Origin of the sequence: Mesorhizobium sp. M0062 (genome assembly GCF_040323125.1) — a bacterium.
Taxonomy (GTDB): domain Bacteria; phylum Pseudomonadota; class Alphaproteobacteria; order Rhizobiales; family Rhizobiaceae; genus Mesorhizobium.
This window is the reverse complement of record NZ_JAMYUO010000041.1, coordinates 16317-40769: the sequence shown is the minus strand read 5'-3', so window position 1 is coordinate 40769 and position 24453 is coordinate 16317. Positions and strand designations below refer to the sequence as shown.

Genomic DNA, 24453 nt, shown 5'->3' with positions numbered 1-24453 from the left:
CAACACCGTCCGGCTGAAAGTTTGGAAGGGATTCATCGTGGTCGGCCGCAAGGGCCCGAACAGGCTTCCGCCTCCACACCTTCAGGCGCGTTCATATTCGTCATCGGACAGTTGCAGAAATCGATTGCTTGGATAGGCACACATTTACGAAATGGATGCACTCTCGTGCGCTTCGCCCTTCTGCTGAGCAGTTGCGGGGTCGCAGGCGGCGGGGGATCGCCATCCATGCCTCCTCTCATAGTCGAGGGGGGGGCAGTTTCTCAATTTGGGGACAACTCAGACGTCCGGTGCTCTTAGGCAGAGGAATCATACGAGATCCCTCCTGCAACATCATTTCCCGCATCCACAGGCTTGCCGGATCACTATTGTGGAGCGCAGGCCATTGAACGGCCTCCGTGAATGCGGGAGGAAGTGGCGGCGGAAGTTTGACAATCCGCAGGGGTGTTGTTTTTGCGAAATGCTGCGCCAGCCGTAAGGGCATGGTCCCGATGCGGCTGGTGCCTGATACAACGGGCGGGATCAGGCTAAAGCCGTGTACGACAACTTCGATGCGTCTCTCGAAACCGTGCTCGAGCAAATACCATTCCTCCATGGAGAGCTGCCGAGTGTCCCCGAATTTGAACACAACCTGCCCCATCGATAAGTATCGCTCCAATGTAAGTGGCTCTGACAGCTGCTTGTTCGTGCCGCAGCCTACGCACACGAGCATATCTTCGAACAGGGCTGCGCGAGGATGTTTCGACATGAACACTTCCGGCATGATCAGAAAATCAACGTCGCCGCGCCGGAGAAGCTCCTCGGGGTCGTCGGAAATAGGGAGACATTCAAAGCGGACGGCGGGAGCTTCCCGCGCAGCACGTTCTACGATCTTCTTAAAAAATACGAGCGTGATGTAATCGGAAAGGATAATCCGGAAGCGACGATCCGATTGGGCTGGGTTGAAGGCGTCCCAGGAAATAATCGATAGCTGGATGTGCAGCAATGCCTCCCTGACTGCTGGGGCGAGCCCCTCAGCGCGAGGTGTCAAAATGAGCTCGCGGCCGCTCATCGTAAATAGCTCATCGCTGAAATAGGCGCGTAACCGAGCAACGGCGGCGCTCATTGCCGGCTGGCTCAGGTTAATACTGCGGGCCGCCGCGGTGACTTTACGTTCCCTGACCAGAGCGTCCAACACAACGAGGAGATTCAGATCGAGTCCCTTAAAACGCATGTCTTGATCTAGGCGGCGTGTGAATGGGTTGCGACCAAACATTCAATTCGAATGGTGAGTAGCGTCAACGCATCAGCCTTCGACGAAAAAGAGCAATCGAAAAGAAGAAGGGCAAAAATGTGTATATGCAAAGCGCGCCGATATGCAGGCCCATTTTGTCAATCGGACGGCCAAGCATCGCTGGACGAATGAGGTCGATTGCATGTGCGAGCGGTAATAAGGAGGCAGCATACTGAAAAGCGCCGGGCAATTGGTTGACCGGAAACATCGCGCCGCAAAGGAACAGCATGGGTGTAATAACAAGCGTATTATAAAATATGAAATATTCATAACTGGGCGCAAGCGCCGTGACGACCATCGCTAGACTCGCGAAGGCGAGGCCATTGAGAGCGATGACTGGCAGCAAGCAGAGGATGGATGGCCACGATGCGTAGCCGAGCGTGGTGGCAACAATAGTGATTGCTGTGCCCGCCATGAGGGCCTTCGTGGCTGCCCACGCCAATTCGCCGAGTAAGATATCGCCGAGCGTCAGCTGAGTGCATAGCATTCCTTCCCAGGTGCGCTGGTCGCCCATGCGGCCGAAACTCCCGTAGACCGTTTCAGCGGTCGCCGATGCCATCACGCTTGTGGCAACCATGCCAGCCGCGAGAAACGCAATGTACGAAGTGCCCTCAACAGGACCTATCATTGTTCCGATGCCAAAGCCGAGACCGAACAGATAGATCATCGGATCGGCGAGGTTGCCGAGAACCGATGCAAGCCCGATTTTCTTCCATCCAAGATAGTTGCGGCGCCAAACCGCGACCCAATTCCACGCATTGGCGGGCATGCCCGCCGCATAACGTTCGCCCATTGTTCAGTCCTCCATCTCGCGCCCGGTTAACCGCAAAAACACATCCTCGAGATTGGGGGGACGCTGCAGAAGGCGTAGACCCGTGCGCCCGCGTAGCTGCGCCAGCACCTGCTCCGGATCGGGGGCATAGCAAAAAAGCGTCTCACCGCTCACCTCGATGCGCTGTGCGTACGGCCGGATCAGCGCACCCAGTTCATGCGGATTGCCGCCGTAGACCTCCACCACGTCACAGCCGATCTGCTCGTCAATGAGTTCGGACGGGCGACCTTCGGCGATCTTGCGCCCCTCCTCCATAACGCACAGCCGATCGCACAGCCGCTCGGCCTCTTCCATGAAATGGGTAGTCAAAAGAATAGTCTTGCCCCGCGCCAGCAGCGACCGCAGCCGATCCCAGATCAGGTGGCGGGCCTGCGGATCGAGGCCGGTGGTCGGCTCGTCCATCACCAGCAAGTGCGGGTCATTGATGAGCGCACGCGCAAGCGTCAGGCGCCGCTTCATGCCGCCGGACAGTTCGGCGACGCGCGCATCCGCTTTGTTCTCGAGGCGGGCGAACTCAAGCAGCGATGGTATGACCGCATCGATCTGGCGTCTGCTCATCCGGAAGTAGCGCCCGAACACCAACAGGTTCTCGCGTACAGTGAACGCGGCATCAAGATTGTCGAACTGCGGGACCACGCCGATGCGCATACGTGCCAAACGCGCGCGCGCCGGCACTGGAGCGCCGAGCACAGTAATCTTCCCCGCATCAGGCGATGTCATGCCGAGGACCATACGCGCAATCGTGCTTTTGCCCGCGCCGTTCGGTCCCAAGAGCCCGAAGCATTCCCCCGCCGCAACGCGGAACGACAGCCTGTCGACAACGAGCTTGTCATAAGTTTTGCTTACGTCAGTAAGGTCGATCGCTATCATGGACATGGGTTCATTTTACCGAGAGGGACGACAAAACTGGCGGTTGCTTGGTTCCCTGCCGACCTGAAACTGTGACTCGTCTTCGTCATCCCCGCCGTCGATAACGAACTGATCGACATCACAAGGATCTAGCCGCTGCTCCGCTAAAGCGGCGACAATTGCGTCGAGATTATCGATGGATTGGTATCGCGGATCGTTGTGCCGCTTTTCCTGGTCATCGCAGAAGACGAGCCGTCCATCCTGGACCAGGGCGATCGCCCCATCATGGGTCAGCTTGGTACCACAGATGCGCATAGTGTCTCCACGTTAACGGCGATAGATTCGAGATTCATCAGGAAGCGGAAATCGGATTCCGGAAACGGACGAGCAAGCAGTCTTCGTTGACCGACTCGCCCCGACACTCAAGCCGCTCTACCTCGATCAACGTTTCGTTCAGCATGGCGATGACCGGCTCAGCACCAGCGGCGTGACCCCAGCGACGGCAATTAGCATCCCTTGCCGATCCGAAGATCAGATGCCCGCCTGGCGCAAGCACCCGCACCAGGTTTTTGACGGCCGCGCGCATCTCGGCTATGTCTCCGAGGTAGTAGAGGACCTCCGCCACAACGATCACGTCAAACAACTCGTCGGTCGAAAACTGTTGAACATCGCAGACTATCCAGTTGATGCGCGACGGCTCCTTTATCCGTTGACGTGCTCGAGCAATCGCTTGCGCCACGACATCGATGACGGTGAGCCCTTGGCAGTAGGGGGCTAGTTTTTCCGTGAATGCGCCGGCAGCGCACCCGACTTCGAGGGCATTTGTAATGGAGCCTTGGGCAAGCGCCAGCTGGAGCATTTGCGTGTGGCGCTTCCGCTCGAATGGATTGCCGTCGAGGCCCCACGGATCGTCGGCGGCCAATTCCCGATCAAGCAACTGATGATTCACGTTCTGGGTCAAACTCGTGCACCTCTCGTCCATTAGGTATTTGCGATCAATCGTCGCCGCAAATGTTGTCCGACAGGACTAATTCCGAAGAATCCCGCGCAAGACTGAGCCTGCGAAGCGGAGCCGAATGGGGCGAGAGTTCTGCCCTGCTGGAACCAGTGATCGGAGCTTGGGTGGGGGCCTGTTTTCCCCCAGTGTTCGATGTAGCGACAGCAGAGCTTCGCGACAGCCAATCGCTATTGCTCAAGGTACACAGCGCGTAGGCCTTCAACGGAAGCAAGAGAAAGACGTTGATGAACGTGTGCAGCGAAAAGCCAAGAAATCGAAATTGTCGAGCACGAAATGCTACCACGCTGCATCGGAGCATGGTCATGGACACAATCATCAGTCCTGTCCACCAAGGCACAGTGCCTGTCAGTGCGAAATGTGCGAGGCCCGTTAATACCGATAGGGCGAGGAGTAGCGCGCCGAGATTCTGTCCGACCACGTCCAACGTGAGATAGCTATTTAGGCTAGGCAGCAAGCGCAGCCCAAGCAGTGTGTCCCGGAATGTGCTTCGTGCCCAACGGAGTTGTTGGCGCAGATACGGTCCGAGTCTGTTCGGAACGACTGTGGCCGCGATGGCGCTCGGAACGTATTCGGTTCGAAAGCCTGCTTTCAGCATCAGGATAGTGAGATGGCGATCCTCACCGAAGTCGCTTGGCTTGCCCCGAAAAAATTGCGACTCGTACTGGTCCAGTAACAAAAGGAGCGCAGACCGGCGGTACATGGCACATGGGCCGCAACAGCACATAACGGCACCGAAGCGAGCCTGTGCCGCGCGCTCCTCGTTGCAAGCCAGCCAGTACTCCATGTCTATCAGCCTGGTCAGCCAGCTCTCGGTTCGGTTACTGGCCGTCAACTGACCCATGACTGCGCCGACCGCTGAATCTCGCATCTTCGGTACAAGCTTGGAAATGACGTCGGGCGCGAGTACCGTGTCTGAATCAACGTTAAGCACCAGATCCCCTGATGAGCGTCGTATCGCGGCGATCTGCGCCTTGCGCTTTCCAACATTCTCGGGAAGCAAAATGATGTCGAACCTGGGGTCGCGCGCGTAGTCTTCGTGGACAGTTCCTAAGGCTTCGCGATTTCCAGAACCGTCATCAACCAAATAGACCCGAAGTCTTCCGGCGTATTCTTGGTCTGCAATGGAAGCCAGGCACTCTGAAAGCGTGCGCGGATCCTCGTTGAAGCAGGGGACGATGACATCGACGCTGGGCAGTTTGTCGGAGCCGGCGAGAACCTCCAACGCCGACGAATCCTTTGTCGGCATAGCATAAAGCCCTTGCATGCTCTTATAGGCAGTCGAGAGCAGTGCATAAAGCGAAATGGCCACAGTGCTGGTTGTACCAAGAAGAGTCATGGGATCTCGTTGTTCAGTGATGTTGAGGAAGTGAGCGGATTACAAATCCGCGCTCACGCAGTGCTGGAATCAGCCGGGACAGCGCCGTGACCGTCTGGTCGCGCATGCCGGCGTGAGCGCCCTGGCTCAACTCGCCGGGAGGGCATCCGTCGTGCAAGAGTACAATTGCGCCCGGCCGGACGGAGGCGAGCACTTTATCGATAATCGCCTCGACTCCAGGGCGAGACCAATCTCGAGGGTCGACGGACCAATGAAGGGCCGCCAGCCCGGCGATCTGTGATGCTGTGCAGACTTCTTCGCTCCAGGCGCCGTAGGGCGCGCGAACAAAGCGGACCGAGGCCTGCGGGCACGCTCTCATGATCGCGTCGTTCGCTTCAAAGACCTCACGTTGCACTTCGCCGAAACCGCATTGGTACGGATCCGGATGAGACATCGTGTGGTTGCCTACCTCGTGCCCTTCTGCGATCATCCGTTGGATTAGATATGGGTGCTCTAAGGCGTAGGCGCCGATGACGAAGAAAGTCGCCGGCACCCGCTGCTCTGCCAGCACGTCGAGAATCTCCGGTGTGAAAAGTGGATTGGGACCGTCGTCAAACGTCAGATAAACGCTTCGACGGCCGGTGCCGTCAGAGCACTCACGGCGCACTTCGTACAAGCAATCGGACCGGCTCATAGCTCTGGTCCGTTCCGATCTATCATCGTGCCCGTGGGCCATTCGCTGATCGGCCGTCCAACTGGCAGAACAATTGTGAGTGCGTCATCGATGCGTGTGGGCGGCAGGTCGAGGCGGGCCTCTGGTCGGGTGGAGCGCACGCGAATTCCCGACAAAACGGCCATAGGGCTGTATCGCCGTCCGAACCTCTCAACATGATTCCGCATCGCGTCCCTGACCGTTCCGAAAGCGAATGGAACGCCAAGCTCCTGCAGTATTGGAAGCATGACATGGATTGAATGGGCGATTCCCAGACCCTCAAGGTCCGGACGTACCCCGTACAGGCCCAGTTCAGCCACCAACAGGTCGACCGCGTCGACCTTGATGAAACGGCGCAGTATGCCCATGTGAGCCGCTACACCGCTTGAATCATAGGCGATTACGCGGAGTTCAGGCCTGGCTCCGGCCCAGCTTCGACTACCTTCGAACGGTTCTGCGTTGGACGCCCCAGTCGGCCCGTACGTATCACGAAAGAACTCGGCGAGCTTAACGTGATCGGAGAGCTGCAACTCGTTTTCCCAGCACAACTTCCACTGCACCTGATGGCGCATTCAGGACCTCTCTTCATATTGGTTTTTGCGGCCGCATTACTCGACCAAAGCGGCGTTGGTGGCTGCACTCAGCCGTTGTCGTTGGCGAAGGTGAGCCAGACGCTCTCTCGAGTTCCGGCCCGTGTCGTCGATTTGAGCTTGACGTCGCTCACTTTCCGTTCCTCTAATGCATGGCTCGTAAATTCGTAAAATTGATTGTTTGAATGATACGCATCCACACGTTGGATAGAACATGACATGCGTTTTAAAGGGCTGGATCTAAATCTCCTCGTTGTGCTGGACGCTCTGATGAGGGAGCGTAAAGTCACTGCCGCGGCTCGCAGTATCAACCTGAGCCAGCCGGCCATGAGCGCCGCCGTTGCTCGGCTACGCGCCTATTTCAACGATGAGCTATTTACGATGAACGGCCGCGAGCTCATTTTGACACCGCGCGCCGACGGGCTCGCTCCAGCAGTCCGGGATGCATTGCTGCACATCCAGCTATCGATTATTTCCCCCGACGCCTTCAACCCGGCCCAATCGGATCGCCTCTTCCGAATCATGCTTTCCGATTACATCACGCTCGTATTTTTTAGGACGATAGTAGAGCGCGCTGCGCGGGAAGCTCCCGCCGTTCGCTTTGAATGTCTGCCTATTTGCGACGACCCCGAGGAGCTTCTCCGGCGCGGCGACGTTGATTTTCTGATCATGCCGGAAGTGTTCATGTCGAAACATCCTCGCGCAGCCCTGTTCGAAGATAAGCTCGTAGGCGTAGGCTGCGGCACGAACAAGCAGCTGTCGGAGCCACTTACATTCGAGCGATACTTGTGCATGGGACATGTTGTGCTCAAATTCAGGCACACCCGGCAGCCCACCATGGAGGAATGGTATTTGCTCGAGCACGGTTTCGAGAGACGTATCGAAGTTGTCGTACAGGGCTTTAGCCTGATCCCGCCCGTCCTGTCAGGCACCAGCCGCATCGGGACCATGCCCTTACGGCTGGCGCAGCATTTCGCAAAAACAACACCCCTGCGGATTGTCCAACTTCCGCCGCCACTTCCTCCTCCTGCATTCACGGAAGCCGTCCAATGGCCTGAGCTTCACAATAGTGATCCGGCAAGCATGTGGATGCGGGAAATGATGTTGCAGGAGGCATCTCGCCTGGCGCCTTTGCCTGAAATTATTGAGCGTCTCGGGCACGCCGATCCGACCTTTCGTTTCTTGGTACCGACTGCCACCTCGAAATCGCGTGCGAAGTCCCGGAAGATGTTGAGCCCCACCTAATCACCGCCTGTAATACAGGCTGATCAGCATGTTCGACAAGCGCCGGCGCGGCGCGTGTAACCTACGTTCTGGGGCTGATCTCAGGCGAGTTGCTCGTCGAGGATGTGTGGCAGAGTGATGCCAGCTGCCTTGATTGCCCGCTTTGGCCGTAGGTGGTGACGACGCGAGCATTCTTTTCGATGGCGGCTTCTGGAGGCGGACGCGATCGCGTAGGAGCGGGCGCCCTTCGGGCGTCGGGCCTTTGGCCCGGCAGAGCGGCGCAGTTCCTTGCTAAGTGCGAGGGGCCGGAACGAGCAGAACACACGCCCGGGCTGCTACTGAATTGACTGCCGCCTCGATTTGCGTGCGAAGTCCCAGAAGATGGTTAGCCCGGTTAAATTCCTACCTTGCCGGCTGTGCCGCGGCTTGTCACGTGCAGCCAGGCGAGGAGATGGCGGTCGACGAGGTCGACCCCAAATGGACTGTGCTGGCCTCGCTCGGCTCTTGCCGTGCGGGATCATTGACCACACCCCCTGCACGAGAACTTCGGGCATGTTGGCAAGTGAAGCCGGTGGATGTTGACGCTGCGGATCTAGGCAATCTACCTCGCGCTTCCGCCTTCATATATTTTCCGGCAGATGGATGTCGAACGGCAGAAATGTCTGTCCGGGTGTTTCAGCGGTGCCGGTCTCGATAGCCCGTGTCATCAGCGTTATCAGCTCCTGGCAAAGCCGGCGCATTGGCGTGGCGACCGCCATCGTGACGATGTTATCTGCAAGCGCTGCCCGAGACTCAGGTGTGATTTCATTCACGATCGCGACGAGATCCCGACTTTTGCCCTCTTCTCGGAGCGCGGAGATCGCGCCCTCCATGCCGCCGCCGGCGACATAGAAGCCGACGAGCTCGGGCTCCCGCTGCATGAGATCAAGCGTTGCCTCGTAGGTGATCTGCCGCTTCTCAAGGTTCATGACCGGATCCAGCACCTCGAACGTGGGCGCGTTCTCACGGCAATAGGAGCGAAAGCCGACGTCACGGAGCTCGTGCCCCTGGAAACGATGGCTGCCGACAAACACCGCCACTTTGCCGGGCCGTTTTGCGACCTTGGACACCATCCAAGCGGCCGTGCGCCCCACCTTGCGGTTGTTGAGGCCGATATACCCCTGTCGCACGCCGGCGGCGAAGTCGGAAAGCAGCGAGAAAACCGGAATGCCCTTGGCCTTGAGGTCCTCAACCGCTGCTGTGATTTTCGGGTGGTCCGGTGCCACCATCGCGATTGCATGGCAGCGTGCGCCCAACTCCTTGAGCGGCGCGATCAGGTCGCTCGGCATATGTGACGGGGCGAATTCGACGAGCGGAATGCCGTGGAAGGACTGGGCCAAATTGACCGATGCTTCGACCTCGCGCGCAAAATCTTGGTAGAAATGCTGGGCCGGTTTTCTCAAGATGAAGCCCAGACGGTAGTGCGGTAGGTCTCGCCGCAACCGCTGCTTGATTAGCCCGGCAGCATGATAGCCGATCGCCTGGGCGGCGTCGTGGACCCGCCGCGCGGTCTCCTCGCGCACCGGATGGCGGGCGTTCAGAACCCGATCGATCGTTGCTACGCTGACTCGGGCTTCTCGGGCGAGATCGGCAATTGTGGGGCGCTTGGTCATAGGTCCTATTCTGATTGGTTTTTGACGCGGGCCGGCTCTCTGTCCGCCTAACGCGTTTCGGTTTCGGGTGGCAAAGTGAAGACGTCCCCATACGAATGGCCACAGCGTGTTGGACGAACATCATTGCAGACGTAAACCGGCCGGGTATACTGAAAGGCTCATTCGCTTAAAGGGCGGTGACGATTTGCACTCACACATTTAGCGCTTCTGATACATGGTCCGTGAGGAGCCGTTTAGAGGCTGCGGGTCGGTCGTTCAGTTATGTGACCAGCTAAGCGACTTCACAGGTCGTGGGCCGCCCATCTTACTTGCAGGAGGGTAGCCGGTTTGATGCCTCGGTAAGCTGATGACCGCTGAAGGCAGCTTTCATCTGTGCTCGGTCCAACTCTCCTTCCCAGCGTGCGACGACGAGGGATGCCACTGCGTTGCCGACGCAATTCGTGAGCGCCCGGCATTCGGACATGAATCGGTCGATGCCGAGTATCAGTGCCATCCCAGCAACGGGAACACTCGGAACTACCGCGAGCGTAGCCGCCAGGGTGATGAAGCCCGCACCTGTCACACCTGCAGCGCCCTTGGAGGAAAGCATTGCTACGAGCAGCAGCAGCACCTGATCGCCGATGGACAGATCCGTGTTCGTCGCCTGTGCGATGAAGAGAGCCGCTAGCGTCATGTAGATATTCGTGCCGTCCAGATTGAACGAATATCCGGCCGGGATGACGAGACCCACAACCGAACGCCTGGCGCCCGCCTTCTCCATTTTCTCCATCAGCGACGGGAGCGCCGCCTCCGAGGAGGACGTTGCGAGGACAAGCAGCAGCTCTTCTTTGATGTAACGAATGAGAGAACAAATCGAAAAGCCGTTGTAGCGGCAGACTGCGCCGAGAACCCCGAACACGAAGAGGAAGGCGGTGAAATAGAACGTCGCGACCAGCATCGCGAGGTTGACTACCGAACCGATGCCATATCTGCCGATGGTGAAGGCCATCGCGCCAAAAGCGCCGATCGGCGCGGCCTTCATCAGAATTCCGACGAGCTTGAAGACAGGCACAATGAGCGCCTGGAGGAAGGAAACGACAGGCTTGCCCGTCTCTCCGGCCATCGCAAGCGCCATGCCGAACAGAACCGAGAAGAACAGCACCTGCAGGATGTCGCCTTCCGCGAAGGCACCGACGATCGTTGGCGGGATGATGTTCATCAGGAAGCCGGTGACCGACTGCGCTTTGGCTTTTGCGGCATAGGTATTCACGGCCTGGACATCGAGCGAGGCCGGATCGATGTTCAGGCCGTCGCCAGGCTGGACGACATTGGCGACGATGAGGCCGACGATCAGCGCGAGCGTTGAGAAGGTGAGGAAATAAACCATTGCCTTGCCGGCGACCCGGCCGACCTTATGAAGATCGTTCATGCCGGCAATGCCGGTCGCAATTGTCAGGAAGATGACAGGCGCGATGATCATCTTGACCAGCTTGATGAAGGCATCACCCAGCGGCTTCAGGCTCTCGCCGGTCTCCGGATAAAAATAGCCAATTGCGACGCCGAGCGCGATGGCGGCAAGCACCTGGGCGTAGAGCTTGGTGTAGAAGGGTTTGCGGGGCGCGGGACTCGCGCCGCGGACTTGTGCACCTGACACTGTTTCTCTCTCCCTGACCGGATCGAGGTGGCGTGACTTCTCCCGGGCTTCTCCCTATCGCGGCGCTCCGGTCGAACGCTGCACCAACGCCGCCGCAATACCCATGCCAGATGAATCCGCATCACCTGAACTGACGTGGGCTCGCCAATGATGGAGGAATGCGGTGTCAGACCAGCGGGCAAGGTCGCGGTCCGAACGCCCTTGATGGTCTCTGGCAGAGTGCTGCCGGTCGATCCCTCTGGCTAGCGGTTTGCTGCACAGAGCGTGGTGGGGTCCTCGTTAGCCGGCTTTGGACCGGGCCCCATCGTTGGCGCCAGCGCGTACCAATAGGTCGCCTGTTCAAGGCCGTCCAGATGTCAGGCTAACTTACCCCTGTTCGGAAGCGCTCGTTTCTGGACAGCCTACGACCATGCAGCCACTGCAATGCACAGAATAAATTCGGACGGTCCTTTGGACGACCCATTTTGCAAATCAACGCCCGCAGCAGGGGCAGCCGTTCTCAAGCGGTCGCATCGTAATCTGTTCAGACTTTTCGATACGCTCATTGAGTGTGCCGATTTCGGCCCCAGGCTGGTGATGGTGCTGACACGACGATGCGATTCATAAAGTTGCGAGCACCGCCTACGAAGTCGTACTCGACGCCAGCTTCGCGCCTTCACACCCGACATCGCCGCCGCCTGATCAACTCGAGAAAGATGGCGGTTGCCGCAACCGACCAGTGCCGTTGGCGGTTACTATCGCTCCCGCCCCTCCTTCGCGGGCGCTGGTGAATGGCACGGCCCCGCATTTACACTCCGCGCGGTCAGCCGCTCGGGCAACGCATGGCCGGCCCAGGTATTTCTGCTTCAACGCAAAGATAGAACTGATGAATCCTATCATAGGCCGCGAGGTTTCCTTTCACAGATGAAAGAAAGCTCGATTGACTATGCCGCCTCGCTCCAGTCTTTTGAAAACAACGTGTGTTTGCCCGGGGTAAGCCAATAACAGTGGCCAAGCTTCGTGGAGGGAGTAGCCAAGCGATGCGTCAGGGCTAGACCCGCTTTGCACTCGACCACACGGCGGCGGCACGAGTTCACGTCGGAGCATTTTCGCGCGTGCCCGCGACGTCGCGGGCGCACATGCCGCCAGCCTAGATTTGATGGCGCGAGATCGAGGATCACATGCACCACAACATTAGCAAGTCAGAACAGAATGCCCGCGACTGCGGCATATCGCTGCCGAATGCGATAAAGGGTTGTCCAAAGCCCGACACGAATCCTGCGAATGTGGCATTGCACGAGCGCGCGCTAACCGGCATCTTCGAAATATCGAAAGTACTCGCCGATGCCGCCCGGCTCGAACTCAAGTTGGCCAAGGTAGTCGATCTCCTGCACTCGTTTGTGCAGATGCGGCACGGCATCATCGCTCTCTGCGATGCCGAGGGCGGACTGGACATCACAGTGGCCAGCGGCTGCGGCACGAACGGCAATGAGCCCTCCCGGTCGCGCCTGCCGCGCAACGCCATCGATCAGATTGTGACGACCGACACGCCGCTCGTCGCCGACGACATAGCGATGCATCCGACCTTCACTGCCACTGATATCGAGGTGCTTGGGGCCTCCGACGCCGTGTCGTTCATCGGCGTTCCCATTCGTGTTGATGGGAACGCCATAGGCGCGCTGACTTTGGACCGGGTTTTGGAAAGCAGGTCAAGCTATCGGCTCGACGATGATGTCCGGCTGCTCACCATGATTGCCAACATGGTGGGACAGACAGTCAAGTTGCATCGCTTCTCCGCGGCCGACAGCGAGCGAGCGCCGGAGCTGGAACATCGGCTGCAAACGAAATTTTCTGATGTTAAGCACCCTGCACCCCGGCGCAAAAAGGTTCACGTCGAGGGGATGATTGGTGACAGTCCGGCGATAAGCGCACTGCTGGAGAAGATCGCGGTCGTAGCGAAGGCAAAAACCACAGTTCTGTTGCGAGGTGAGTCCGGTACCGGGAAGGAGCTGGCTGCCAAGGCAATTCACGAGTTGTCGCCGCGCGCCAAGCGGCCCTTCGTTAAACTCAATTGTGCAGCGCTCCCAGAGACAGTCCTGGAATCCGAATTGTTCGGTCATGAGAAGGGTGCCTTCACAAGCGCATTCAATTCCCGCAAGGGGCGCTTTGAGCTCGCTGACAAGGGGACGTTGTTTCTGGATGAGATTGGCGAGATCTCGGCCTCGTTCCAGGCAAAGCTACTGCGCGTGCTGCAGGAGCAGGAGTTTGAGCGTGTCGGCAGCAATCAGACCATCAAGGTCGATGTTCGCGTGATTGCCGCCACGAACAGGAACCTGGAAGAGGCGGTTGCAAGGAATGAGTTCCGCGCCGACCTGTACTACCGCATCAACGTGGTTCCCTTGCTGGTACCAGCATTGCGCCAAAGGCGCAGCGATATTCCGCTCCTCGCAGCTGAGTTTCTCAAGAAGTTCAACAACGAGAACGGCTGTACGCTCACCTTCGATCCGCGTGCGATTGAAGTGCTCATGAAATGTGAGTTTCCCGGCAACATTCGCGAGCTTGAAAATTGCGTGCACCGGACAGCGATCCTGGCCGAGGGACTGTCAATCGGGAGAAACGACTTTGCCTGCTCCCAAGGCCAATGCTTTGCCGAGGCGCTGTGGAAGTGCAGATCGGGCAAGGCCGCGCTGCAACCACCGCCGATCCTGTCGGAGTCAGCGAATTTGGCCACGCCGCCGGACGCGGCCGCCAGTTCGGCCGCGACTACAGTCCCGCTTGCCGGCGCAACCCACCCAATTGGGGCGAGGACGCCCGACATAGAGCGCGTCATTGCTGCCATGGAAAGATGTGGCTGGGTGCAGGCAAAGGCAGCGCGCCTGCTTGGGCTGACCCCGCGTCAGATTGGCTACGTGCTGAGGAAATATGGCGTCGAGATCAAGCGTCTTTGAAAGCATGACCCTGGGCATGAGCTGAGCCGCTTAGCGCCGCGCAGCGATGCAGATCCGCGTCCGCGTCAACTCGATTCGACCGAGGACAGCCTGGCCGAATTCCATGTCAGCCGGCGCTGCGACCATTGTGTGAAAGGCAACCCTGCCATCGTCAATCTCGTCCGCCATGTTGCTCTCGTTGCGAGCTCATACGGATGCCCCCTGTGTGACTGAAACGGAGTAAAATATGTCCGATGCAAAACTGCAAACTGTGCTTTCGGCTCTTTCGCAAGTGACACGACAGTTAGATGCTCTGCCGTCCAACGGACCAGCGCCGGACGGAAATTTTATCAAGCTGAATACGAATGAGAACCCGTTTCCGTTGCCGCCAATCATAATGCAAAGTGCAGTGGCGGCCCTCAAGCGCCAGTATCTATATCCGGATGACGACAACTTCAGACTGAGGGAAGCAGCGTCCAGCGCCTATGGCGTTTCCAGGGATCAGGTCATCGCTGGCAACGGGTCGTCTGAACTGCTCGGACTGATCTACAGAGCTTTCCTCGCACCCGGCGACAAGGTTGCGATGATGTCGCCAGGGTTTTCGTTCAACCGCAAACTTGCCATGCTTCAGGGCGCTGAGTTCCTCGAAATCGGATGTCAAGCTCATTCCCTGCCAATGGAGCAATTGCTTTCCGGTCCGGCAAAAGACGCCAAGTTTATTATGTTGGCCAATCCAAACAATCCGACCGGAACATTCCTCCCGATCAGCGATATCGAACGCCTCGTAGCACAATCGGACCGCTTGATTGTCCTTGATGAGGCATACGTCGACTTTGCACCCGATCACGGACTGCGCCTCATCAACCGGTATTCGAACCTTCTGATCTTGAGGTCATTCTCGAAAAGCTATGCCGCCGCCGGCATTCGCGTCGGTTTCGGTTTCGGTCACCCTGAAATTATTGGAAGGCTGCGAAACATCCAGAACGTCTTCAACATGAACGTGATCGGGCATGCCGTAGGTATCAGCGTGCTTGCGCATCGCGGCGCCTACGCAGACAACCACAAGCACATCAAGGATGAACGAGAGCGAGTGACAGTTGCATTATCGCAACTCGGATTTTCCGTAACACCCTCCCGCGCAAATTTCTTGCTGGCCCGTGTGCCCGCGGGACAGGACGGCTCATGGTGGCAAGCAGCATTGGAGAGGCAAAAGATACTTGTCGCGTTTTTTCCGGACAAAGGCTTGGAACACTGTATCCGCGTCAGCATCGGCACAAAAGAGCAGATGGATGAATTTCTTGCTGCCGCTGGCGACATTGCTGGAAGCTTAACGGTGCCAAGCTCCAGAGGCAGGGAAGCGTCAGGCTCTGCTTCTTCGTTACGCTGACGCTAATCGGCGATCACACACATCTCTTCCGACTTGCTGGTGATCCCAGCAAGAAAAACAGCCTGCTTTTAAAATCGGGGACTTAAAGAGTGACAAACGTCTTTCCTTCAAACCTGGCTTTCGGCATCTTCGATCATTTGGATGAGGATGGCCGCGATATAGGCCGGCAGTACGAAGATCGCCTGATATTAGCAGAGGCGTGCGATCAGCTAGGGTTCTATGCCTATCATCTCGCAGAACACCACTGTACTCCCCATGGGAGAGGTCCATCGCCGAATCTGTTCTTATCGAGCGTCGCCCAGCGCACCCGGCGCTTGCGTCTCGGACCCTTGGTGATGCTGCTTGCGCTTTATCATCCGCTGCGTGCGTTCGAAGAGATCTGTATGCTGGACCAGTTGAGCGGTGGCAGGCTCGAACTGGGCATAGGGCGCGGTGCTCTCCCGACCGAATTGGGCTACTTCGGGATTGGTGCGGACGCGGTGCCGGGCCGTTATGCCGAAGCCAGCGAAATTCTTATGCAAATACTTGTGAATTCGAGGGAGGTCGGCACGCTATGCTATCAAGGCCGCCATTTTGATCTCAATGACGTTCCTTTGACGCTAAGACCTCATCAGCGTCCACATCCGCCCACATGGGTCGCTGCCAATCGACCCGAGTCCACAGCTTGGGCCGCTGCGAATGGAACAAATATCGCGTGTGTAGGACCTTCCTCTTCTGTTCGCAAAACTACTGATGCGTTCCGCGCCTATCGAGAGGACAACGCAGGCGGGGGGGATCAAGGGAGATTTGTCGGATTGCTCCGCATGGTCGTGATTGGGCGTTGTGACACACATGCCTATTCGCTCGCGGCACCTGCTTACGCACGCTGGCTCAAGAGCTTCCAATTCCTTTACGAGCTTAACGCTATCCCCACTCCACCAAACTTGCCGCTAACCTTCGATGCGGCAGTCGAGAGTGAATTGTGCGTGGTAGGATCAGCAGAGTCTGTGCGAAAAGCTCTGCTAGATCAGTTGGAAGAGGCAGGTGCCAACTACCTGCTTTGTCAAATGGCATTTGGAAATCTGCCGCTAGATGCTTCCCTTTACACTGCGAGGACCATTCAATCCGAAATCATGGCTCGACTTGGCTGACCATGTGCTCGAGCTTGCACGTGGTGGGGTGGGCAATCGGGAGGAGGCCAAACTGACGACGAGCAGGCGGCACAGAATACCAGCTTTGTGCGTTGGCTGGCGTCTGGGCCATCGTGTGAACATGCACGATCCTAAGGAGAGGGTAGCCGAGCGCGTCACGATGCCGGCACGCGTCTGCTCGTCGCGCTGGCGCTAGTCGTTGCCCATAGCCAGCCGCAGGAGGTTCTTCTCGCCCGGGGCGGCGTCGGTGCGGCGCCCACTAATCCAGCTTCATCAGCGGCCCGTCGGTGGCAAAGCCGTCACTCGCTACGGCGCTATTGAGGGCGCGCTCGCGAGCGGCTTTGCGACGCCCAGCCAACACCTCCAGCGAGCTCGCCCGATGATGGTGGTGCACCGCGGTCGGATACGATGCTGGAGGAAATCGTTCGCAGCCGGTCTTCACGAATTGCGAGGAGTGCTCGTTTTTGAATGCTGGCTGCTGGCCGGATGCGGTGGCCTGAGTGGTCTGCCGACACGCCCGAAAGTCAACGCCACTACCACAAGGCCGCCAAGATGTCAGGTCTGAGAGCCAGCTTGGACGGTGGTATCGTGTTCGGGAAGGTCGTCGAAGGAGGCGTAGTTGAGATAGTAGAGTTTGGAATACAGGCCGCCCATGGCTATTAACTCATCGTGGTTGCCAGTCGCAATAACTTGGCCATTCTGAAGCACGATGATGCGGTCGGCCCCCCGGACCGTGGCGAGACGGTGGGCGATGACGAGGCCAGTCCGCCCTTCAAGCAGCTTGATCAGAGCCTTCTGAATCTGCAATTCCGTGTAGCTGTCGATATTGGCGGTAGCTTCGTCGAGCACGAGGATCTTGGCGTCAGCGACGAGGGCGCGGGCGAAACTGATAAGCTGGCGCTGGCCGAGAGATAAGTTGTCGCCGCGTTCGCCAAGTTGGGTCTCATACCCGTCGGCGAGGCTCATGACGAAGTCATGCGCGCCGACAGCCTTGGCCGCCTCGATCACCTTGTCGCGCGTGGCTTCCGTCTTCTGGTATCGAATGTTCTCGAAGACCGTCCCGGTGAACAGGAATGGCTCCTGCAGCACCATGGCGACCTGGCGGCCGAGCGATTCCTGGGTGAGGTCGCGTACATCATGTCCGCCGACCAGCACCTGACCCTGCTGAACATCATAGAAGCGGTGGACCAGGGCCATCGCACTCGATTTGCCAGAACCGCTCGGTCCGACTAGTGCGACCGTCTCGCCCGGATTGACCTTGAACGAGACATTTTTCAGAACCGAACGGTTCGGATCGTAGCCGAAGGTGACGTCCCTAAACTCGACCGAGCCGTCCATTTCGGGCGAAAGCACCTCGGCATTGGGTTTGTCCTTAACATCGATCTTGACGTCGAGCACATCCGTCAGGCGCTTGCCTGAGGCCATGGCGCGCTGCATGACCGAATATTGCAGGGTGAGTGAGCGGATCGGGTCAAAGAAGCGCTGGATGTAAAATAGGTAGGCTACCAACACGCCCACATCTATACGGCTATTCATGACCATCGAGCCGCCGACCACAATAACGGCGGCCAAGGCGAGGCCGGTGATGCCATCGACGATGGGCACCATGACCAGTGCATATCTGGCAGCGATCAGGTGGGTCCTGAGGTTGGCATGGGCCCGATCGTCAAAAAGACTGAAATTCACCTGCTGGCGGTCCATTGACTGTATGGTCCGCACGCCGTGAATGGCTTCGGCCAGCGCGCCATTGACGACGGAATTGGTTTCGTGTGCAGCCATGAAGGCGTCGCGGGCACGCGGCAACCAGACAATGCGGACGATCACCAGGATCGGCAGAACCGATAGCGTCAGGAGGCCGAGGCGAAAGTCGAGCCACAGCATTACGAAAACGATGCCGAAGAGAAGCGCAACATCGCCTAGGGAATATACCGAGGTTTCCAGGAACTCCTGTATGGAGTTAACGTCGCCTTGCAGGCGCGACATCAGGCGTCCGACCTCGGTCTTGTCCATGAAAGAGAGCGAAACCTTTTGCAGATGGCCAAACATGGCGCGGCGGATGTCGAACAGGACAGTTTCGGCCATTTTCCCATCCAAGGCTTCCTGCATGTAGCCGGCGGCGAAATTGACCAAAATCGCCGAAAGGAACGCGCCGACGGCCGCAAGCTGGGCTGAGCGATCGGGCCTTGCCGGGTTCATGCCGAGGTCGATCGCGTAGCGGATGATCAAGGGGATGAGAAGCTGCGTCCCGGTGAAGATCAGCATCGCGACAATCGTGACAACTACCTTTGCCCGGTAGGGATGGACGAAGCCCCAGATGCGACGGAGGATGCTCTTGTCGAAAGCCCGGCCGAACATCTCCTCCTCGATCCGGTGCGAGCCGACGACCGCGCGCGGAGGGCGTCTCCCGTCGTCAGGTTCGGCTTCGAGTTCGCCGCGGCCCTGGTCCATCAGCGGGCGCCCCCATCCTGGCTAATAATGCTATCACCCGGGCACGTCTGGAGATCGTAAAGGGCCCTGTAGCGTCCCCGCTTCGCCAGAAGCTCTTCATGCGTGCCGCGTTCTACGATTTCGCCGTTATCGACAAAAAGGATTTGATCGGCATGCTTAAGCGCACTCAGCCGGTGCGCGATGATGATCGTCACCCGATCCTTTGCGAAGCGCCGCATCGCCGCGCGAATGCGCAGCTCGGTGCCGGCATCGATCGCGGCCATCGAGTCGTCGAAAATGATGACGGAGGGGCGCAGCATCATGGTGCGAGCAATCGTGAGACGCTGGCGCTGGCCGCCAGAGAGAGAAACGCCGCGTTCGCCCACGACCGTCTCATACCCTGCCGGGAGCCCGAGGATGTAGTCGTGGAGCTGGGCGAATTCTCCAGCGCGTTCAATTCGCTGTCTCTTCGCCCAGGGATCGCCATAAGCGATGTTGTTCTCGATCGTTGTGGTGAATAGGAACGCATCCTGCTGTACAACCGCGACCGCCTTGCGAAGGCTCTCGAGGGTGACATTGCGTATGTCCTGGCCGTCCAACGTGATGGCGCCACCGGTCACGTCGTAAAAGCGGGGGACCAGATGAGCCATCGTCGATTTGCCGGAACCCGGCGGACCGACGATCGCGATCGTCTCGCCTCTCCGGGCCTCAAAGCTGAGGTTCTTCAGAATGGCGCGGTTTTCGGCGTTGGGGTAGGCAAATGAGACATTGTGGAAGCGCAGAGTGCCGTCACTTATCTCAAGCGGTCTGGCCTCGAGAGCATCCCTGATGGTGATCTCCTGATCGAGGAGACCGAAAAGCCGCGAACCGCAGCTAGAAGCGCGGGCAAACGCATTGACCATGAGACCGATCTGGCGGACTGGCATTTGCAGCATGGTCATGAAGGTCAGGAAGGTCGCCATGGTTCCGACGCTGATCTCGCCAGCGACGAGCTTGTTGCCACCGATCCCAAGCACCAATCCCATTGCGAAAAAGTAGGACAAGGTCATCGCCGACGTGTTGGGTACGTAGATGTCAACGAGATCGTTGGCGAGGTCGAGCGCGTTCTTGGAAGCGCCGTCGAACTTCAGCATCTCATAGGATTGAGCCGCAAAAGCTCGGACCACACGGATACCTGCGAGATTTTCCTTCATCACGCGGCTTAGTACCGAAAGGCGCTCATAGAGGTCGAGCCAGGTGGCGCGCAGCTTAAGCTGTGTGGTCGATGAGCGCCAAGCGACAAAAGGCACGAAGCTGAGCGCGGCCAAGCCGAGCACGGGATCGGTCGAGATCATCATGTAAGCGCCAATCCCGATCAGCATCGTCAGCAGGAGCACCCGCATGAGCCCGGTGGAAAAATACATCCGCACGCCTTCGAGATCGAGCATTCCGGCGGTTATCAGATCGCCTGAATGGGCCCGGTCGTGAAAGGAAAAGCTGAGACGCTGGATCTTGTCGTAGTAGGCGAGCCGCAATTCGTACGCGACATGATGCCCGACGGCTTCGGCAAAATAGTTCTGCGCCATCGTGAAAACGCCGCGTAGCGCGCTGACGGCGAGCAGCAGGAGAGCCGGGGCCCAGAGCGCTTGTCCTGCCGCAGCCCCCGCGACACCGCCCCCGATAGCTGTCTGGGTCTGGTCGACAGCCCGGCCGAGAAGCTGGGGAATGAGCAACTGGAGGATTGCCGCCATGATCGTCGAGCCCATAGCGAGGGCAACCTGCCACGGATGGCGCAGATTCATACGCGTGATGCGCAACAGCGTACTCAAATCCCGGCCCCAGCGCGCCGCTTCAACATGGGCCAACGAATTCAGTGCGTTCGTTGCGCCGCTGACAGCTTCACTGTTCACGGGTGTATTCCCGACTGCATTTTGCGCCTTCGAGGAAAGCCGAAGCAGACATCATCAAAGGCATCCGCCATTGTTAATCCCGTCCTCAACCTGCAGCCGTGCCCGTTCCCACAAGCCGAGCCGCCGCTTGACTTAGTGGCATGTCGATCACCGTGATTCCGCTTGCCGCAAGAAAACGCGCTTCGTTTCTGGTCAGGGTTTCCGCGTCCATTACGGTGCAATAGGGACCGCGGGAGCGCTTCATGATCTGTCTGGCGTAGGTGCGCAGCATCTGATCGTTGAAGCGGCAGCCAACGAAGAAAAATCCACGGGTGATGCGCCGTTCCTTCACAGCGTCTGGGATCGGTGTCTGGATATCAATTTCGGACAGGACTTCGACGTAGTCGGAATCTGCGACGAGAAAGTTTTGCGCGGGCTTAATACTCCCGTGAGGTGAATAGAGAACCGTCTTGGCCCCCAATCGGGGGTCGAGCTCCCTCCCGGACAAATCGTAGGTTTTCGTCCAAATGTTGCCGATTTCATTCGCGCGCGTGACGCCTTGTATCTCAACGACGTCCGTTCGGCCGGTCTCTACCAGAGCCGTGCGCACCGCGCTGTCATACCAGCTGTCGATGATGAGGGAGAGTGGCAGCCTTGCGAGCCAGGCGTGGAAGGGGGTCGGCCCCACCGGCGCTGCGAATATGTCGGTCATCCAAGCTTGAAGCGTCCGGCGATGCCGGCGCTGTTCGATGAACTGTGCAACCGACCACATATTGGTGCGGATCCTGGAAGGGGCTGGAGCCCGTGCATTGAGTGCCGCGGCAACAACCTCCGGGGTATGCGGCACAGGCGGTTCCACACAGTTCAACTCAAGAAGACCCGGACCGAGATAGGGGATCACCTCATCGGCGGCGAGCGCTTCCTTCGCCAGGTCAAGCAGCTTTTCAGCAAAACTGTCCCGCACAATGACGAGGTGGCCCGATGTCAGGATCGTGTTCATCTCGTTTCCTCGCGACGCACCTAGGGGCAGCATCAGCCCTCTTCGGAAATCTTCCTTGCCTCGACGGTGATCGGCAGACGCGTATCGTGTGGGAGATCGGGTAGGAGGAGCCGCCACCCGTTCCTGAGCGTGACCGTTCCGCCCCACAACTCTTCCTTCTCGAGTTTGATGATCGGCTCTTCGAGGTCCTTTTTGGGGACATACGCTGACAAACCAGCATCGGTCCTGCGGATCATGACTTTCATCTGGCCGTCCCTTCATTGGTATTGCTTTCAGCACTGCAGGGCGCCTCGGCCTCGTCGAGGCTCATCAGTTCACGCGCTCGCATACCGACTACGGTGCCACGGTCGATCCACTCGACCGCATAGATGAAGAACTGCTGGAGAAAGGTGCCAATGTCGCGCACATATCCCTCGTCCCCCTTCCGCACGAGATTTTCGCCGATCTCCCTGCCAGGATAGGTGCCGTCATTCTTTATGTGGCGAGTGGCACGTACCCGCTCTCCCGGCATGAATCGTGGAGGCCTGCGGATTTCGATCTCCTCTTCGCGTCCGAGCGACATGTCCGTTCCCTGATTTCTCTTGCGGCTGAGATTGCGAACAAGGCGTTCCAGGCGTCCTGCGTAGGCAGCCCCCAACCATGTCGGCAGTCCAATGTCCGTTACGCAGGAACGCAGGTCTTCGGCACCGGACATACCGAGGCACATTGCTGCGCATCGAAGACCCCCTCGCATTCGGTGCACTTCTGTGACTCGATCACGTAGCTCTCGCCTTTGAACTTGATCGCGCCGGAAGGACATTCGAATTCGCAGGCGCCGCATTGGGTGCATTGGGATGCGATGATCTTGAAAGCCATTTTAACTCCTGGTCCGAATGAATGAGACAGCTCAGGCCGTCGCCGCGAGTGTGGGGGTCCCAGATGCGGCGATGTAAATCGCGCTGATTGCTGTCTCGATATAGTCATGGGCACAGGCGTCGGTGGCTCTGATTCCAGCCTCCGCGAGCTGATCCTGCGGGCAATTTCCAATCTTGGCGCACAGCACGATATCTATGCCTTGAAGCGCTGCGATGACGCCATCGAGGGCGGCTTCTGCGCCCCAGCCGCCAAGGCAATACTTGTCCACCTTCCGATGCCCGACGAAGCTGATCCCTTTCAGCGAGGCTTGATAAACCTGGAATTCCTTCGCATGGCCGAAATGCTCATTGACGCGGCCGCCGCCCTTGGTCGCCACCGCGAAGAGAAGGGACTTGCCGGGGCTCGCTGCCTTGACCAATCCGATCGCTTCTCTCCTAGCCTCGACGTGATCACGGCGCTCCTCCGCGACCAGCTCCCGATAGGCCTTGCGTTTGCTGGCATCGTAGGTGACCTCGCCGGGAATCCGGTCGACTGTGAATTCCTGGCCACGATCTTCTCCGAGCAGGCCCACGGCATCTGCCCGGCACTGCCGGCAGTGGCGCATCAACTGGGCGCCGTTTTCGACACGATCCTGAAGAGCCTTCATCTCCATTGCGTTTGGGCCGCGCTGCCCGCTCAGACCGTAGTGCGTGCCGTGGGCCGGGTCCGAAATCAGCGGCATAAGGTTGTGCAGGAACGCGCCTCGCTCCTTAATCCATCTATTCACCTCGATCAGATGCTCATCATTCACGCCCGGGATCACCACCGAGTTGATTTTGGTGAGGATGCCCCGCGCGGTCAGCATCTCCAGGCCCAACATCTGCCGCTGGTGCAGGATCCGGGTGGCTTCAATGCCGACGTAGCGGCGATGATCGTGAAAGATCCAAGGATAGATCTTTGCACCGACCTCAGGGTCGACCATGTTGATCGTGATCGTCACGTGATCGACATTCATGTCAGCAAGCTCATCGACATGGTCGGGCAGCGCCAGCCCATTCGTGGATATGCAAAACTTGATGTCTGGGATTTCCCTGGCGACCCTGGCGAAGGTCGCCTTCGTCTTCTTCCAGTCGTAGCAGGCGTCGCCCGGTCCGGCGATGCCGAGCACGGAAAGCTGCGGCACCTCATTGGCGACCGCGATCACCTTGCGTAGAGCCTGATCGGGCGTCAGCTTTTCAGAGGCCACCCCGGGCCGGCTTTCGTTGGCGCAGTCATATTTGCGATTGCAGTAGTTGCACTGGATGTTGCAGCCCGGCGCGACCGCGACGTGCATACGCGCGAAATAGTGATGCGCCTCTTCTGAAAAGCAGGGGTGATCCTTGATCTTCTCCCAGACAGCCGGATCCGTGTCGTCGGGCTTTGTCGACGAGCCGCAGGACGAAGACGCGCAGCCCCCGAGTTTCATGGTGCCAAGCAACTGGTCACCGAATGTCGTGCTGAGGCTCTCAAGCGAAATTGCCGGTGCAGACATGAACGGCTCCGTTGCTGCGTGGTGTCGCAGTTCAAAGCGCAAGAGCTATGCCAGCCCAAAGAGCTGTTTCGGTTCATTGAATAGGCTTCCCGTGTCACATTCCTTCGGATTGCTCCGACACACCTGTCGGGCTTACGACAGTGGACAGGCAAATAGGGTCGCGAGGCTAGCAGCCTCGGGCGCGCAGAGTGTGAGCGAGACCACTCCGGGCTGCTTACGCTTGACGTCATCACGACGTCCCGAATTTCTTAACCTTGATACCATGCCGGCGCAGG

Annotated in this window: 20 protein-coding genes and 2 pseudogenes; 4 read left to right on the top strand and 18 right to left on the bottom strand. The window is 58.5% G+C overall.

Translation table 11 applies throughout. From position 1 onward, the window contains the following. Nucleotides 1-235: 235 nt before the first annotated feature. The 8 genes and pseudogenes from NKJ64_RS29390 to NKJ64_RS29355 all read right to left on the bottom strand — a co-directional run bounded on the left by NKJ64_RS29390 (nucleotide 236) and on the right by NKJ64_RS29355 (nucleotide 6568). Nucleotides 236-1210, bottom strand: coding sequence for a LysR family transcriptional regulator (locus NKJ64_RS29390; RefSeq protein WP_023685036.1), 975 nt, complete (start codon nucleotides 1208-1210; stop codon nucleotides 236-238). A gap of 64 nt (nucleotides 1211-1274) precedes the next feature. Next, nucleotides 1275-2063, bottom strand: coding sequence for an ABC transporter permease (locus NKJ64_RS29385; protein WP_023685035.1), 789 nt, complete (start codon nucleotides 2061-2063; stop codon nucleotides 1275-1277). Between the two features lie 3 nt (nucleotides 2064-2066). Continuing rightward, a complete protein-coding gene (nodI, locus tag NKJ64_RS29380) occupies nucleotides 2067-2978 on the bottom strand; it encodes a nodulation factor ABC transporter ATP-binding protein NodI (protein ID WP_023685034.1) in 912 nt (303 codons plus the stop codon). A gap of 54 nt (nucleotides 2979-3032) precedes the next feature. Beyond that, a pseudogene (locus NKJ64_RS29375) lies at nucleotides 3033-3266 on the bottom strand (carbamoyltransferase N-terminal domain-containing protein); the annotation flags it as partial. 37 nt (nucleotides 3267-3303) lie between these two features. Then, nucleotides 3304-3933: a nodulation methyltransferase NodS gene (nodS, locus tag NKJ64_RS29370; RefSeq protein WP_023685032.1), complete on the bottom strand. Its 630-nt coding sequence runs from the start codon at nucleotides 3931-3933 to the stop codon at nucleotides 3304-3306. Nucleotides 3934-3946: 13 nt separating this feature from the next. Beyond that, nucleotides 3947-5305, bottom strand: coding sequence for a chitooligosaccharide synthase NodC (gene nodC, locus NKJ64_RS29365; RefSeq protein WP_023687361.1), 1359 nt, complete (start codon nucleotides 5303-5305; stop codon nucleotides 3947-3949). A gap of 13 nt (nucleotides 5306-5318) precedes the next feature. After that, complete coding sequence (gene nodB / locus NKJ64_RS29360) at nucleotides 5319-5978, bottom strand: chitooligosaccharide deacetylase NodB (protein ID WP_023685030.1); 660 nt, start codon at nucleotides 5976-5978, stop codon at nucleotides 5319-5321. Next, a complete protein-coding gene (locus tag NKJ64_RS29355) occupies nucleotides 5975-6568 on the bottom strand; it encodes a NodA family N-acyltransferase (RefSeq protein ID WP_023685029.1) in 594 nt (197 codons plus the stop codon). The genes nodB and NKJ64_RS29355 overlap by 4 nt, the downstream gene beginning before the upstream one ends. Nucleotides 6569-6805: 237 nt before the next feature. Here NKJ64_RS29355 and NKJ64_RS29350 point away from each other — a divergent pair, with 237 nt between their 5' ends. Beyond that, nucleotides 6806-7831 (top strand): LysR family transcriptional regulator, encoded by a 1026-nt coding sequence (locus tag NKJ64_RS29350; protein WP_352463757.1) that lies wholly within the window; start codon nucleotides 6806-6808, stop codon nucleotides 7829-7831. Nucleotides 7832-7911: 80 nt separating this feature from the next. Here NKJ64_RS29350 and NKJ64_RS30575 read toward each other — a convergent pair. The 3 genes and pseudogenes from NKJ64_RS30575 to NKJ64_RS29340 form a co-directional block, all read right to left on the bottom strand. Beyond that, nucleotides 7912-8139, bottom strand: a pseudogene (locus tag NKJ64_RS30575) (IS1634 family transposase); the annotation flags it as partial. A 291-nt stretch (nucleotides 8140-8430) separates the two neighbouring features. Beyond that, nucleotides 8431-9462, bottom strand: coding sequence for a LacI family DNA-binding transcriptional regulator (locus NKJ64_RS29345; protein ID WP_023672231.1), 1032 nt, complete (start codon nucleotides 9460-9462; stop codon nucleotides 8431-8433). 304 nt (nucleotides 9463-9766) lie between these two features. Continuing rightward, nucleotides 9767-11095, bottom strand: a complete 1329-nt coding sequence (locus tag NKJ64_RS29340; RefSeq protein ID WP_031244916.1) for a dicarboxylate/amino acid:cation symporter — start codon at nucleotides 11093-11095, stop codon at nucleotides 9767-9769. Nucleotides 11096-12255: 1160 nt separating this feature from the next. On the opposite strand from NKJ64_RS29340, the gene nifA reads away from it, so the two are divergent. The 3 genes from nifA (at nucleotide 12256) to NKJ64_RS29325 (ending at nucleotide 16518) form a co-directional block, all read left to right on the top strand. After that, nucleotides 12256-14022 (top strand): nif-specific transcriptional activator NifA, encoded by a 1767-nt coding sequence (gene nifA, locus NKJ64_RS29335; protein WP_023698289.1) that lies wholly within the window; start codon nucleotides 12256-12258, stop codon nucleotides 14020-14022. Nucleotides 14023-14248: 226 nt separating this feature from the next. Then, nucleotides 14249-15388 (top strand): histidinol-phosphate transaminase, encoded by a 1140-nt coding sequence (gene hisC, locus NKJ64_RS29330; RefSeq protein WP_023727112.1) that lies wholly within the window; start codon nucleotides 14249-14251, stop codon nucleotides 15386-15388. Nucleotides 15389-15477: 89 nt separating this feature from the next. Further along, nucleotides 15478-16518 (top strand): LLM class flavin-dependent oxidoreductase, encoded by a 1041-nt coding sequence (locus NKJ64_RS29325; protein ID WP_031194208.1) that lies wholly within the window; start codon nucleotides 15478-15480, stop codon nucleotides 16516-16518. 555 nt (nucleotides 16519-17073) lie between these two features. Here NKJ64_RS29325 and NKJ64_RS29320 read toward each other — a convergent pair. From NKJ64_RS29320 to nifB, 7 genes are all read right to left on the bottom strand, one after another. Further along, on the bottom strand, nucleotides 17074-18966 hold the full coding sequence (locus tag NKJ64_RS29320) for an ABC transporter ATP-binding protein (RefSeq protein WP_023727113.1): 1893 nt from the start codon (nucleotides 18964-18966) through the stop codon (nucleotides 17074-17076). Then, nucleotides 18966-20834, bottom strand: a complete 1869-nt coding sequence (locus NKJ64_RS29315) for an ABC transporter ATP-binding protein (RefSeq protein ID WP_023727114.1) — start codon at nucleotides 20832-20834, stop codon at nucleotides 18966-18968. Before NKJ64_RS29315 ends, NKJ64_RS29320 begins: the two co-directional genes overlap by 1 nt. 85 nt (nucleotides 20835-20919) lie before the next feature. Continuing rightward, nucleotides 20920-21813, bottom strand: coding sequence for an SIR2 family NAD-dependent protein deacylase (locus tag NKJ64_RS29310; RefSeq protein ID WP_023727115.1), 894 nt, complete (start codon nucleotides 21811-21813; stop codon nucleotides 20920-20922). Nucleotides 21814-21845: 32 nt separating this feature from the next. Further along, nucleotides 21846-22058, bottom strand: a complete 213-nt coding sequence (nifT, locus tag NKJ64_RS29305) for a putative nitrogen fixation protein NifT (protein WP_023672220.1) — start codon at nucleotides 22056-22058, stop codon at nucleotides 21846-21848. After that, on the bottom strand, nucleotides 22055-22375 hold the full coding sequence (locus NKJ64_RS29300; RefSeq protein WP_023672219.1) for a nitrogen fixation protein NifZ: 321 nt from the start codon (nucleotides 22373-22375) through the stop codon (nucleotides 22055-22057). The genes nifT and NKJ64_RS29300 overlap by 4 nt, the downstream gene beginning before the upstream one ends. Before the next feature lie 98 nt (nucleotides 22376-22473). Beyond that, entirely contained in the window at nucleotides 22474-22668 is a 195-nt protein-coding gene (locus NKJ64_RS29295; RefSeq protein ID WP_023672218.1) for a 4Fe-4S dicluster domain-containing protein, read from the bottom strand. A 31-nt stretch (nucleotides 22669-22699) separates the two neighbouring features. Then, the gene (gene nifB / locus NKJ64_RS29290) at nucleotides 22700-24178 is read right to left on the bottom strand and encodes a nitrogenase cofactor biosynthesis protein NifB (RefSeq protein ID WP_023708818.1); all 1479 of its coding nucleotides are present in this window, start codon (nucleotides 24176-24178) and stop codon (nucleotides 22700-22702) included. Nucleotides 24179-24453 lie beyond the last annotated feature (275 nt).